We start from the raw sequence: 12,473 nt of genomic DNA, 5'->3' as shown, positions 1-12,473 counted from the left end.
AATGTGATGTCGTGTTTCTGATTGAAAACAATAACGATAGAGAAACGAGCCCAGAGAGTGGCAAACCGTCTCTCTATTCCAGCATAACGAATCTTAGCGATGTGTAAACAGGTTCTGGATAGTCTGAAAACCGATCGTTGTGGTGGGGGAATTCCCCAGGCTTGTTTTGGTATACCATCTTTGAAGTTTATAGGGAGCGGATTAGAGACAGGTGGATCTTACTGGCGGTTTTCCAGGACCCATTGAATCGCATGACGGGTGAGTTCTGTCGCGTTGGACAAATTCAGTTTATGCTTGATGTTCTCGCGGTAGGTTTCGATTGTTTTCGCGCTGAGATTCAACTTGGAAGCGATCTGGCGGGTGGTTTCTCCCTGGCCGATCTGCTCAAAGACTTCCAGTTCGCGGTCGGAGAGTTTTTCGATGGGGGAGAGGTTTTCATCTTCCAGGGCTCCAATGGAACGGGAAATCATACGTTCGGTGACGTCCTGGCTGAGATAGATTTTTCCGGAGAGAACACGTTCGATGGCGTTGATTAACTGTTCGGGAGCCTGTTGTTTATTGACGAACCCCTGGGCGCCCGCACGAATACAGCGTTCCGCGAAGAGACTTTCATCATGCATGGAGACGGCGAGCAGTTTGACTTGTGGGAACTGGGACTTGACGTCTTTGATTAATTCCAGCCCGGAGCCATCGGAGAGGGAGATGTCCACGATGACCAGATGAGGCGCTGTCTCTCGGATCTGCTGGAGGGCTTCAACTTTGCTGCCAGCCTGAGCGCAGACCTCTAGATGATCTCGTCGCTGGATGAGATGGACGTAGCCTTCCCGGACGATGGGATGATCGTCAACAATCATAATACGGGTGCAGGAATGACTATGTGAATCGTCTCTGGAGTGTTCTTCCATCACTGGCCCACGTGAAGTCAGGTTCTGATCGAGGATTCGGATAGCAGAACCATTCTATACCGCGGGAGTGATGGAGAACATCGTCCAGTTTTGAGTTTTTTTACTTTAAATTACAAATACCATTACCAGCGTAAATATGCGGCGACCGGTTTGTCTTCGGGCATATCAGATTCCGCAACGACGTAAGGGATACCACCATGTTTATAGGTGTTACGGATCGCTCTGTTGAGTAGGGCGATATCACCATTCACGGGTTGATCGTGGGTTTTGACCAGTTCGCCGTCGCCGGGGGGCTGACCCCAGAGTTCAGAGCCGAGCGGTGCGAACAGGGCTTCAATCCGGCCTTCATCAGCTGCCTGAAGTATCGCTTCCAGCTGGTGCGTAATACGGGAGGTTCCCAGATGTTTCTGATACTGCTCGCGGGCCTTACGCAGCGGTTTGCTGGTGATCTGTTCGATGACCGGTAACGCCGCCTCGTACAATTCCTGTTCGTTCAGATGATCGGGCGAGGTGGAAATCCCCTGTTCGAGCAGGTTATTAGCATGATAATGTTTGCGGAACATGCTCTGTTGTTTTTCGGAGGCAATCAGAATCATGGGAGGGCCGTCGTTGTCCAGATACTTCTCCAACTGCTTGGCCAGGATCTGAAAGTAATCGGTCATGAGGGTCTCATTGAGTTCTTTCGTCAATCCATGGCCGTGCAGCATGGAGGCATTATCGCTCCCCGGGCCGACATGGGAAGTCGTATGATGCTGCAGGGATTCCTCGAACTGGGTTTTCGAGGAAATCGCTTCAATATTTTCGGGGATATTTTCCGGAAGCTCCAGCTGTTTGAGTTCTCCATTCTGGTGGCGGATCAACCGGACTGATTTGGGACAGACCGCGAGGAGGTCAAAATGATCATTTTCGTAGACCTTGTAGAAGAGAGGGTTCACGTAGAAGCTGTCTTCAACGGTCAGACTCTGCGGGCACTGGTAAAACAGGTCGTATTGCTGAAACATGCCGGGAGCCAGCAGGATACAAATCCCCTGGGCGGGGCCGCGTCCCCAGAAATTGCCGTCATTCTGGATTTTCCGAGCCGGTTCGAGCAGCGTTTTGATTTCGCCCGTGCCCATTCCCCGTTCCTGTAAGGCTGTCTCTGCCTGATCGAGCATGTTTCGTAGATGAATGGGGTCTTCACGGTAGTCGGATAAGGCCTGATGTCGAGGTAAATAGATTGATATGCAGGGGCCTTGTTCCCATTCCGTAAGAGACTTCAATTCGTCATGCGCGAGAGTCTTCATAGATCGCTCCTTGAGTATTAAAAACGTAGATGCTGGTTGATAAATCGCCGATGCTTCTGATCGCAAACTCAAGTTGACCCGCACTGTCTGTTCAGCAACTGCGACAGTCAATGCTGTAACATCTATTGTACGAAATTAAATGAGTGATGCGAATAAAATCAGAATGCTGGCACCGGTTCTCAAAAATCAGGCTTTCAAAAAGGGGCTGGTGTCAGAGCCCGATAGGTTAAGACGCAACATGCATGCCAATGCGGGATGGTTCCTGTCTGAAGGTTCGAAGTCGAATCAGGAAGCGTCTTTATTTTATCAAAGGCGATTTTTCATCTGGTATGGGACAAATAGCTTCTTTGCTGATAGGGAGATTCCCGATACTACAACGGATCCGTTTTTCGTTTCTCTTCCGCGGTTGGCACTATAGACGCTGCCGGTGCTGCGGGATAAAATCCGATACAGAGATCCAGACTGACTTCCTTGTGAGTTCAACGAAAGCAGAGGCTGCGATGGAGGCAAATCCGCTTCTGGAAATTCTGATGCAACTGCGGTTCACTGCAGGCCTGTCAGAAGAAGATCAACACAAACTGGCTGCGATAGCACAAAAAAGGAAATTCAGAGCTGGGGAAACTCTGTTCACAGAGGGCAGCGATCACAAAGATCTGTATGTGATCTGCAGTGGTCGAGTCGAAATATGCATGACGATTCCCGCCCGTGGCTGTCTGCCGGTGCTGACTCTGGAAGCAGGTGACCTGGTCGGCTGGTCGACGATATTGCAACAGGGGGAAATGACTGCCACTGTTGCCGCGATCGACGAAACCGAAGTCATTGCCATCAATGCCGAAGCGTTAAGGGCGCTGTGTGATGCAGATCATGATATCGGGTATCAGATCATGCAGCGGATCGCACGGGCCCTGTCACAACGATTGGTCGCCTGTCGACTGCAGGTGCTGGATATGTATGGCGAGCATCCCGGTCAGACATTTCAGAGCGAGAAGGGGGCCGTGGAATGACGGAAGCCCCGCAGGCCAACGACCGGCGTTCCTGTTTTCTCGCGCTCGATCAGTTTGCCAGATTGTTTGAAGTACTGCACTCGCGGGGGTATGAAATCATTGGCCCCACGATTGATCAGGAAGCTATTGTTTACGATCGCCTCCATTCAATTGACGATCTGCCCCGCGGCTGGACCGACATCCAGGAGCCGGGAAAGTATCGACTTGAAGAACGCGATGATCAGGCGCTGTTTGGATATAATGTCGGACCCCAGTCCTGGAAAAAGAATCTGTTTCCCCCGTTCAGCACACTTTCCATTGCGACGAAGTCGGACCAGGGTTGGAATTTCAGCGAGCCTGAAGAACCAACTCCCCAATACGCGTTTCTGGGCGTGCGGGCCTGTGAACTGGCTGCTATCGGAATTCAGGACAAGGTCTTTGTGGGAGGCCCTTATGTCGATCCCCAGTATCAGCGACGTCGTGCTGCTGCGCTGGTGATTGCGGTGAACTGCACGCAGGCAGCTTCGACCTGTTTCTGTACTTCAATGAATACGGGCCCCCGTTGTCAGCAGGGATTCGACCTGGCGTTGACCGAGTTATCGGACGGATTCCTGGTAGAGGTCGGATCCGAACCGGGCGAAGAGATTCTGCACGAACTGGAGACGGTCGAAGTCTCTGTTGAGCAGGAATCACAGGCCACCGCTGCCCGGCAACAGGCCGTCGATCAGATCGAACGCGAATTCGATACGACTGATATTAAGGACCTGCTGCTCTCGAATCTGGAGCATCCCCAGTGGGATGATGTGGCGGAACGCTGCCTGTCCTGTACGAACTGTACGATGGTCTGCCCCACCTGTTTCTGCAGTTCGGTAGAAGAGGTCAGCGATCTGGCGGGCGAACAGGTCGAACGCCAGCGGGTCTGGGATTCCTGTTTCAATGTCGAATTCAGTTATATGAACGGGGGGCTGGTCCGAAATGGGGTTCGCAGTCGCTACCGACAATGGCTGACGCATAAGCTGGCGAGCTGGATAGATCAGTTCGGAACTTCCGGCTGTGTCGGCTGTGGTCGCTGCATTACCTGGTGTCCGGTGGGCATTGATTTAACTGCTGAAGTGGCCGCGATCCGGGAGTCTTCAACATGAATGAATCTGCTTCCGCTGCTGCCAGCCACTTCAGTCCCCAGGCGAATGCATGGGTCCCTCAGACCGCGGTGATTCGCGAGATCAGACCCGAAGTGAGTGGTGTGACCACTTATCAGCTGGCGCTCATCGATTCCGTCGCTGCCGAGACGTATCGCTTCGCCCCGGGACAGTTCAATATGCTGTATGTTCCCGGAGCAGGGGAAGCTGCGATTTCCATGAGTGGTGATCCGGATGCCACAGAGACATTAACACATACGATCCGTAAAGCAGGAAACGTGACGGGGCGGATTGCAGCCATGCAGGTCGGCGACACTCTAGGCTTGCGAGGACCCTTTGGAACCAGCTGGCCCGTGGACCTGTGCAGGGGCAAAGATGTGATTCTGGTGGCGGGAGGCATTGGGTTGCCACCGCTCAGACCGGTGATTTATCGCATGTTGTCTGAGCGCGAAAACTATGGACAACTGACTTTGCTTTACGGCTCCCGCACGCCGGAGATGCGACTCTACACAAACGAGTATCAGCGCTGGCAGGGACAGGGATTCGATGTCCGCCAGACCGTGGACCGGTCAGCACCGGGCTGGCAGGGAAATGTCGGCGTAGTTCCCCAGTTACTGGAACGGCTGCAGTCTTTCGATCCAGCCAATACGATCATTATGATCTGTGGACCGGACATCATGATGCGATTCACGGCTCGGGCTGCCTTGCAGCGGGGCATGACGACCGAACAGATCTGGGTCTCGACCGAACGGAACATGCAGTGCGCGGTGGGGCTCTGTGGTCACTGTCAACTGGGACCGGAATTCATCTGCAAGGATGGTCCGGTCTTTCGCTACGATCAGATCTCTCCCTGGTTGAAAGTGGAGGCCCTTTAAATATGTGTAAGCCACGTCTGGCTGTATTCAAGTTCGCCTCCTGTGATGGTTGTCAGTTGTCGCTGCTGGATGCCGAAGATCACCTGCTGGCGGTCGCGGATGCAGTGGAGATCGTCTACTTCCCCGAAGCAACCAGCCATATGGAAGAGGGACCGTATGACATCGCTCTGGTGGAAGGCTCCATCACAACGCCCCACGATGCAGAACGGATTCAGCAGATACGCAAAGATGCCCGCTACCTGATGACGATCGGTGCCTGTGCGACCGCGGGGGGCATACAGGCTCTGCGGAACTGGGCCGACAAAGATGAATTCATGCAGGCCGTGTATGCGACACCAGACTATATCCAGGTCCTCGAGACGTCGACGCCGATCGCCGAGCATGTGCAGGTCGATTTTGAACTGCGGGGCTGCCCGATTAACCAGTATCAACTGATCGAAGTCATTCGCTCTCTGCTTGCAGGTCAGACGCCCCGTACTCCCCGGCACAGTGTCTGTCTGGACTGTAAACGTCGAGGCACGGTCTGTGTGACGGTTGCGCAGGGAACGGCCTGTCTGGGGCCGGTTACCCAGTCGGGGTGTCATGCACTCTGTCCCAGTTACAACCGGGGCTGTTATGGCTGTTTCGGACCCGCGCTGCAGGCCAATCTGGTGAGCCTCTCCGCGCAGATGGAGCGGGAAGGAGCCTCAAAAGCGGAAATTGCTCACAAGTTGAAGAACTTCAATGCCTACTCACCCGCGTTTCGAACAGAGAGTACGCGTCTGGTGCAACTGGAGGGGGATCAGCGCGGATGACAGAGCGAAAGATCAAAGTCGAAACGCTGACACGCGTGGAAGGAGAAGGGGGACTCTACGTCCGCCTGCAGGGGGAGCAGGTAGAAGAAGTCCGTCTGGAAATCTACGAACCGCCGCGGCTGTTCGAAGCGCTTCTGCGGGGACGGCCCCTCGAAGATGCCCCTGATATCACAGCCCGGATCTGTGGAATCTGTCCTGTGGCGTACCAGATGAGCAGCGTGCATGCGATGGAAATGGCGTTGGGAGTCGAAATCACTCCCGAAATACGTCGGCTGCGAAGATTACTGTATTGCGGGGAGTGGATCGAGAGTCACGGCCTGCATATGCATCTGTTACACGCCCCTGATTTCTTAGGATTTGAAAGCGGGCTGGCGATGGCCAAGCAGTTCCCGGACGAGGTCAACCGGGGCCTAAGGTTGAAGAAGCATGGGAATCAGTTAGTCGACCTGCTGGGGGGGCGGGCCATTCATCCCGTGAATGTCTGTGTCGGGGGTTTCTATCGTATCCCGAGCTGCAACGAGTTTCAGAAACTGGTGCCCGATTTTGAATGGGGGTTGAACGCGGCCATTGAGACCACCCGCTGGGTCGCCGGTTTCGAATATCCCGAACTGGAATCGGATTGTGAATTTGTTTCACTCTCGCATCCCCACGAATATCCCATGAACGAAGGCGTCATGCAGACCAGTTCCGGAGATCAGATCGAAGTCAGCGACTACCGCGAAGAGTTCCAGGAACGGCAGGTTCCACACTCGACGGCCCTGCACGCCATTCGCAAGACAACCGGGCGTCCCTATCTGTTGGGCCCCCTCTCACGGGTGAATCTGAACCGCGATCGACTTTCTCCATTGGCGCGGAAACTGGCCGATGAAATTGCGTTTGAACCCGAGTGCAGGAATCCGCATCGAGCCATCATTGCCCGGGGGCTGGAACTGGTGCACTCGTACGAAGAGGCGCTGCAGATTCTTCGCGACGAGCATTCCACAAAGCAGCCTCGCATGACTTATGAATACCAGGCAGGTGTGGGCATGTCGGCGACGGAAGCGCCCCGCGGAACACTCTTTCATCGTTATGAAATTGACACTGAAGGAAAGATCGTCGAGGCGGACATTATTCCTCCGACTTCACAGAATCAGGCACAGATTGAACTCGATCTGAAAGCGTGGGTACGTCAAGTAATAAAGAAAGAAGAGTCACAGGTAGCCCGTCTCTGTGAAAATCTGGTACGGGCCTATGATCCGTGCATCAGTTGTTCCACCCATTTTCTGAATGTCACAATAGAACGATCCTGATTTATGACAGATTCCCGACAGATACAGATCGCAGGGCTCGGCAGTCCGCACGGCGATGATCAGGCTGGCTGGGAAATAGTCCGCGCACTGAAGACAAGAGACCTGTCTCAGGCGATCGTTCACCTCTCTCGCACGCCGGATGATCTGCTCAACTGGCTCGATCCTGCGTCTCCTCTCGTCATCTGTGATGCCTGTCGCGGCGCTGGCCCGGTGGGGAGCATACATCACTGGCAGTGGCCTACTGCTGAACTGGATCAGGTGAACTGGTCGGGGACACATCAGATCGCACTGCCGGGTGTGTTATTGCTGGCGGAAGAACTGGGGCTCCTTCCTGCTCAGGTTATCATCTGGGGCGTAGAAATCGCAGAGACAGTTCCAGGAGATGTCATCTCGTCAGAGGTGTCTGCCGGCGTGGAACGCGCAGTCGAGTCGATCTGTCGGGAATGGGATGCGAGACGCGCTCTGGGGGTCGATCATGCATGAACGGTCTCTGGTACAGACGCTGTTGAATCAGGTTCAGCAGATCGTTGCCGACGATGGCGGGGGCGTGGTGAAAGAGATTCAGATGCAGGTCGGAGACCTGTCGGGAGTCGAACCACTGTTGTTTGAATCGGCTTTTACAGAACTGGCGAGAGAATGGTTCTCGAAGGAATGTCGTCTCGTGCTGGAGATCGTGCCGGTCAAAGCGGAATGTCGACTGTGTGGTCAGTGTTTTGAAGTGCAGAAATTTGAGTTTCTCTGTCCGGCTTGTGGAACCGGCCCCGTTGAGGTGATTCAGGGAGACCAGGTGAAACTGATGAGTATTACTGTCGATTCTGAAAATACAGTGACAGGAGCGAAATTATGAACACCCGCGTGTTATCTGTCAGACGGGACATTCAGGCGGAACAGAAAGCAGACGCGGCTGCAGAACGGGAACGACTCGGTCGGCGGGGGACGTTGGTGATCAACCTGCTTTCCTCCCCCGGTTCAGGGAAAACCTCTCTGCTGGAAGCGACGGCCCGGCATTGGGCTGGTCGCCGCAGCATGGCCGTGCTGGTTGGTGATCTGGAAACAGACCGGGATGCACAACGCCTGGCGCCCTTAGTCCCGGTCGCCCAGTTGACAACGGGGGGCGCCTGTCATCTGGAACTGCCTCTTGTGCAGCGGGGATTGCAGGCACTGGGAGATCCAGCGGTCGACTTTCTGTTTATCGAGAACGTGGGCAACCTGGTCTGTCCGGCGTCCCACGATCTGGCAGAGCACCTTCGAGTGGTCCTGATCAGCACCACGGAAGGGGACGATAAGCCGGGAAAGTATCCCAAGATGTTTCGCACCAGTCAGGCCATGGTTGTGACCAAGCAGGATCTGCTGCCGTATGTCCCGTTTTCCCTCGAAGCAGTGACCGAGGATGCGTTGAAAATTCAACCCGAGCTGAATGTCCTGACGACGTGTGCAATCGATAATGGTGGCATTCAGGAATGGTGTGAATTTCTGGAACAGCAGTATCAGGAAAAAATCGAGTCCATCTATGAACCGGCAGGCAATCAGTAATCCGGAAGTAACACAGATCGCCGTACAGATTACGTACAACGGTCGTGTGCAGGGAATCGGCTTGAGACCCGCGGTAGCACGCTGGGCGTACGAACTGGGACTGGCCGGTTCAATCTGTAACACCTCAGCGGGGGTAAAGCTGTACATAGAGGGACCTGTGTCACTGGTGCAACGTTTCGAAGAGGGGCTGGAGTCACGTCTACCAGCAGAACTGGAAACACGGGAGCGTCAATCTGTTGAATATGAGGGTATGAGTTCATTTCAAATTCAGGAGAGTGACGAGGTTGGCTTGCTGAGAACCGCAGTTCCATCGGATCAGGCCGTCTGTCAGTCGTGTCTCGCAGAAACCTTCGATCCTGACGATCGTCGTTATCAATATCCGTTTAACAGCTGCACGGACTGTGGTCCCCGCTATTCGCTGATTAAAGCCATGCCTTACGAACGACGGCAGACAGGAATGGCAGAGTTCGACATGTGTGAAGCGTGTGCCGCCGAATATGAGTCCGTGACTGACAGACGGTTTCATGCGCAAACCATCGCCTGTCCGGACTGTGGACCTCAAGTCTGGGGGACGGATTCTCAAGGAAATACTGTTGCCTCAGGTCCGCTTTCAATTGAGAGAGCAGCTCAGGCATTAGCACGTGGGCAGATTGTGGGGCTGCGGGGCCTGGGAGGCTATCAGTTACTTATCGATGCCCGTTCTGATGCCGCGGTTCAGACATTACGTCGACTGAAACATCGACCGTCCAAGCCCCTGGCTGTCATGGTCCGATCGCTTGCAGAAGCACAGCGACTGGCGATTGTAGACGACGTGGAAGCCGGGGAGCTCAGTTCCGCCATGTCGCCGATTGTACTGCTGCGTGCCCGGCAGGAGTCTGGTCTGTCACGTAAGTTGAATGCCGGATTACAGACCCTGGGGGTGATGTTACCCACGACACCGCTGCATGCACTGCTGCTGGATCAATGCCGATTTCCTCTGGTTGTCACCAGCGCGAACCGGGAAGGATCGCCCATCCCCTGTCAATCAAAGGCAATCGAAGCCGAGATCCGTGAAGGTGCAGAACTGTGGCTGGAACACGACCGGCCGATTCAGCGCCCCGTCGATGACAGTGTCGTCCGTGTCATGGCGGGACGCAGTGTCACCATTCGGCTGGCCCGCGGGCTGGCTCCGCTCTCCCTGCCTGTGGGAAGAGGTGAACCACTGATAGCCACAGGAGGGCAGCAGAAGTCTGCTTTCGCGCTGTGTAACGGACAGCAGGCGATATTGGGACCGCATATCGGAGAGCTGGATAACGTAGCCGCTTGTGAACGCTATCTGGATCAGTTAGAGGCTCTCAAACAACTTTACGATGTCTCGCCTGCGGGGCTGGTCTGTGATCAACACCCGGATTATTTCACGACTCAGTGGGCGGAACGTGAAAACATTCCACTGGAACTGGTGCAGCATCATCATGCACACATCGCAGCAGGCATGCTGGAGCAGGGCTGGCTGGAACGACGTGTCCTGGGAGTCGCATTCGATGGAACCGGCTGGGGCGAAGATCAGACCATCTGGGGAGGCGAATTCTTACTCGCGAGCGCTCGGGAATATGAACGCATCGGGCGATTGTTGCCGTTCGCATTACCGGGTGGCGAACAGGCGATTCGCGAACCGTGGCGAATTGCGGTGACATTACTTACAGACGCGGTAGGAGACCAGGCGGCATATCATCTGGAAATCGAGCAGGCACAGGTGGCGACGCTGCTCAAAATCGCGGAATCCCGACGTCTCTCCCCACTGACGAGTAGCGCGGGGCGGCTGTTTGATGGAGTGGCCTCACTGATCCTGGGCTGTAGACATTCCGGTTTTGAGGGCCAGGCAGCAATGCTGCTGGAAGCGGCTTGTGATGCAGAAGAACCAGGCGCATATGACTTTCCGGTTCAGGAGGGCGATCTGCGGGAACTCGACTGGCGACCGGCGGTCAGACAGATCTGGGAGGATCGGCTGCAGGGAGTTGAACCGGGGCGGATGGCGATGCGTTTTCATCGGGGGCTGGCACGCGGGATTGCCCGTTTTTGTGCTTCGTATGCGGAGTTTCCCGTTGTTCTGGGAGGGGGCGTGTTTCAGAATCGTTGCCTGGTCGAAACGGTCGCAGCTGAAATCAGACAGAATGGACAGGAGCTTGGTTTCCCGGGACGGATCCCCCCCAACGATAGCGGCCTGGCGGCGGGTCAGCTGGCGATTGCGCTAGCCAGACGGGAAAGGAAGGACACGAACTAATGTGCTTAGGTATCCCGGGAAAAATTGTACGCTGGCTGGAACGGGACGGCGTCTTTGCACAGGCGGAAGTGGAATTCGATGGCGTACGTCGCGTGGTGCATATGGCCTGTGTCACGGAAGCGGAGGAAGGAGATTTCGTTATCGTCCATGCCGGCATTGCCATCAGTCGGGTGGATCCCGAGGAAGCAGAACAGATCTTCAAAACGCTGGCTGCGATGGGGGACGACGAAGGCTGGCAGGGATCCGAGTCAGACGACACGGGGTACGAATCATGAAGTATCTGGATGAATATCGAGACCCGGCTGCAGCAAAACACCTGCTGAATGAAATCCGTAAGAGCGCCACACGCTGCTGGACGTTGATGGAGGTCTGCGGAGGCCAGACCCACAGCCTGCTCCGACACGGGATTGCTGCAGAACTGGAGGAAACCGTAGAACTGATTCATGGTCCCGGTTGTCCGGTCTGTGTCACCAGTCAGGCAGACATCGATTTCGCCTGCGAGTTGGCACAGCGGGAAGACACGATCCTCGCCAGCTTTGGTGATATGCTGCGTGTGCCGGGCAGCAAGCGGTCGCTGCTCGATGTCCGCACCGCGGGGGGGCAGGTGCAGATCGTGTATTCGCCTCTGGATGCGGTCAGGCTGGCTCAGAAAAATCCCCAGCGACAGATCGTCTTCTTCGCAGTCGGCTTCGAAACGACGGCCCCCGCGACGGCACTGGCCGTCAGACAGGCGGAACGGGATGAAGTGCAGAATTTCAGTCTGCTGGTTTCGCATGTGCGTGTTCAGCCGGCGATGGAGTCCCTGGTGGAATCAAGCAACCATCGTGTCCAGGCATTTCTGGCGGCAGGTCATGTCTGTACCGTGATGGGCTACGAATCGTATGAATCATTTGTGGAACGCTATCAGTTACCCGTGGTCGTCACCGGCTTCGAGCCCCTGGATCTGTTGGAAGGGATACTGGCCTGTGCACGACAACTCGAACAGGGACAGGCATGGTTGGAAAACTGTTATGCCCGGGCTGTGCAGGCCGCAGGGAATCGGGCCGCACGCGACCTGGTTCAGGAGATCTACCAGATCAACGATCGCGCGTGGCGCGGATTCGGTGTGATTCACCGTGGAGGCCTGGAACTACGACCTGAGTGGAGTCACTTTGATGCGCGACTGCGTTTTGAAAAATCTGAGCTGCCAGTGCTGGAGAATGATGCGTGTCGCAGTTATGAAGTCATGACCGGTCAGCTGAAGCCAACGGATTGTCCCGAATTCGGTAAACGCTGCAGCCCCGATTCTCCTTTGGGAGCACCGATGGTATCGTCAGAAGGCGCCTGTGCTGCCTATTATCGTTATGGTGTGCCTGCGGACAACACAACTTGATGCGGAACTGAGTAACGGAATTTATCAGGAAGTGACGGAA

General features: G+C 55.1%; 13 protein-coding genes. 11 read left to right on the top strand and 2 right to left on the bottom strand.

Translation table 11 applies throughout. From position 1 onward, the window contains the following. Positions 1–218: 218 nt before the first annotated feature. Entirely contained in the window at positions 219–854 is a 636-nt protein-coding gene (locus HG66A1_RS19450; RefSeq protein WP_232106620.1) for a response regulator transcription factor, read from the bottom strand. A 173-nt stretch (positions 855–1,027) separates the two neighbouring features. Beyond that, the gene (locus tag HG66A1_RS19445; RefSeq protein WP_145187719.1) at positions 1,028–2,188 is read right to left on the bottom strand and encodes a hypothetical protein; all 1,161 of its coding nucleotides are present in this window, start codon (positions 2,186–2,188) and stop codon (positions 1,028–1,030) included. A gap of 530 nt (positions 2,189–2,718) precedes the next feature. Between HG66A1_RS19445 and HG66A1_RS32085 the strand changes: the two genes are divergently transcribed. Genes HG66A1_RS32085 through hypD form a run of 11 tightly spaced genes read left to right on the top strand, consistent with a single transcriptional unit; the run spans position 2,719 to position 12,433 of the window. Then, positions 2,719–3,192 carry a Crp/Fnr family transcriptional regulator gene (locus HG66A1_RS32085; protein WP_197996689.1) on the top strand — a complete coding sequence of 158 codons (474 nt, stop codon included), beginning with the start codon at positions 2,719–2,721 and terminating at the stop codon, positions 3,190–3,192. Continuing rightward, a complete protein-coding gene (locus HG66A1_RS19435) occupies positions 3,189–4,313 on the top strand; it encodes a 4Fe-4S dicluster domain-containing protein (RefSeq protein ID WP_145187713.1) in 1,125 nt (374 codons plus the stop codon). Before HG66A1_RS32085 ends, HG66A1_RS19435 begins: the two co-directional genes overlap by 4 nt. Next, a complete protein-coding gene (locus tag HG66A1_RS19430) occupies positions 4,310–5,185 on the top strand; it encodes an FAD/NAD(P)-binding protein (protein WP_145187710.1) in 876 nt (291 codons plus the stop codon). Before HG66A1_RS19435 ends, HG66A1_RS19430 begins: the two co-directional genes overlap by 4 nt. Before the next feature lie 2 nt (positions 5,186–5,187). Further along, positions 5,188–5,979: an oxidoreductase gene (locus HG66A1_RS19425; protein WP_145187707.1), complete on the top strand. Its 792-nt coding sequence runs from the start codon at positions 5,188–5,190 to the stop codon at positions 5,977–5,979. After that, positions 5,976–7,268 carry a Ni/Fe hydrogenase subunit alpha gene (locus tag HG66A1_RS19420; RefSeq protein WP_145187704.1) on the top strand — a complete coding sequence of 431 codons (1,293 nt, stop codon included), beginning with the start codon at positions 5,976–5,978 and terminating at the stop codon, positions 7,266–7,268. Before HG66A1_RS19425 ends, HG66A1_RS19420 begins: the two co-directional genes overlap by 4 nt. 3 nt (positions 7,269–7,271) lie before the next feature. Next, positions 7,272–7,751: a hydrogenase maturation protease gene (locus HG66A1_RS19415; RefSeq protein ID WP_145187702.1), complete on the top strand. Its 480-nt coding sequence runs from the start codon at positions 7,272–7,274 to the stop codon at positions 7,749–7,751. Continuing rightward, positions 7,744–8,115, top strand: a complete 372-nt coding sequence (locus HG66A1_RS19410) for a hydrogenase maturation nickel metallochaperone HypA (RefSeq protein WP_197996688.1) — start codon at positions 7,744–7,746, stop codon at positions 8,113–8,115. Before HG66A1_RS19415 ends, HG66A1_RS19410 begins: the two co-directional genes overlap by 8 nt. Beyond that, positions 8,112–8,801: a hydrogenase nickel incorporation protein HypB gene (hypB, locus tag HG66A1_RS19405; protein WP_145187697.1), complete on the top strand. Its 690-nt coding sequence runs from the start codon at positions 8,112–8,114 to the stop codon at positions 8,799–8,801. Before HG66A1_RS19410 ends, hypB begins: the two co-directional genes overlap by 4 nt. Continuing rightward, entirely contained in the window at positions 8,779–11,061 is a 2,283-nt protein-coding gene (gene hypF / locus HG66A1_RS19400; RefSeq protein WP_197996687.1) for a carbamoyltransferase HypF, read from the top strand. The genes hypB and hypF overlap by 23 nt, the downstream gene beginning before the upstream one ends. Then, a complete protein-coding gene (locus HG66A1_RS19395; protein WP_145187691.1) occupies positions 11,061–11,336 on the top strand; it encodes a HypC/HybG/HupF family hydrogenase formation chaperone in 276 nt (91 codons plus the stop codon). The genes hypF and HG66A1_RS19395 overlap by 1 nt, the downstream gene beginning before the upstream one ends. Further along, complete coding sequence (gene hypD, locus HG66A1_RS19390; RefSeq protein WP_145187688.1) at positions 11,333–12,433, top strand: hydrogenase formation protein HypD; 1,101 nt, start codon at positions 11,333–11,335, stop codon at positions 12,431–12,433. The genes HG66A1_RS19395 and hypD overlap by 4 nt, the downstream gene beginning before the upstream one ends. The last annotated feature ends 40 nt before the right edge of the window (positions 12,434–12,473 follow it).

It is taken from the genome of Gimesia chilikensis (assembly GCF_007744075.1).
Lineage (GTDB): Bacteria > Planctomycetota > Planctomycetia > Planctomycetales > Planctomycetaceae > Gimesia > Gimesia chilikensis_A.
The sequence above is the reverse complement of the archived record's forward strand: the minus strand, read 5'-3'. Positions and strand labels throughout refer to the sequence as shown.

Bases quoted from the DNA above. Each gene is read 5' to 3' on its own strand.
- HG66A1_RS19430 (WP_145187710.1), top strand. From the start codon at position 4,310: ATGAATGAATCTGCTTCCGCTGCTGCCAGCCACTTCAGTCCCCAGGCG.
- HG66A1_RS19450 (WP_232106620.1), bottom strand. From the start codon at position 854: ATGATTGTTGACGATCATCCCATCGTCCGGGAAGGCTACGTCCATCTC.
- HG66A1_RS19410 (WP_197996688.1), top strand. From the start codon at position 7,744: ATGCATGAACGGTCTCTGGTACAGACGCTGTTGAATCAGGTTCAGCAG.
- hypD (WP_145187688.1), top strand. From the start codon at position 11,333: ATGAAGTATCTGGATGAATATCGAGACCCGGCTGCAGCAAAACACCTG.
- hypB (WP_145187697.1), top strand. From the start codon at position 8,112: ATGAACACCCGCGTGTTATCTGTCAGACGGGACATTCAGGCGGAACAG.
- HG66A1_RS19395 (WP_145187691.1), top strand. From the start codon at position 11,061: ATGTGCTTAGGTATCCCGGGAAAAATTGTACGCTGGCTGGAACGGGAC.
- hypF (WP_197996687.1), top strand. From the start codon at position 8,779: ATGAACCGGCAGGCAATCAGTAATCCGGAAGTAACACAGATCGCCGTA.
- HG66A1_RS19445 (WP_145187719.1), bottom strand. From the start codon at position 2,188: ATGAAGACTCTCGCGCATGACGAATTGAAGTCTCTTACGGAATGGGAA.
- HG66A1_RS32085 (WP_197996689.1), top strand. From the start codon at position 2,719: ATGCAACTGCGGTTCACTGCAGGCCTGTCAGAAGAAGATCAACACAAA.
- HG66A1_RS19415 (WP_145187702.1), top strand. From the start codon at position 7,272: ATGACAGATTCCCGACAGATACAGATCGCAGGGCTCGGCAGTCCGCAC.
- HG66A1_RS19425 (WP_145187707.1), top strand. From the start codon at position 5,188: ATGTGTAAGCCACGTCTGGCTGTATTCAAGTTCGCCTCCTGTGATGGT.
- HG66A1_RS19435 (WP_145187713.1), top strand. From the start codon at position 3,189: ATGACGGAAGCCCCGCAGGCCAACGACCGGCGTTCCTGTTTTCTCGCG.
- HG66A1_RS19420 (WP_145187704.1), top strand. From the start codon at position 5,976: ATGACAGAGCGAAAGATCAAAGTCGAAACGCTGACACGCGTGGAAGGA.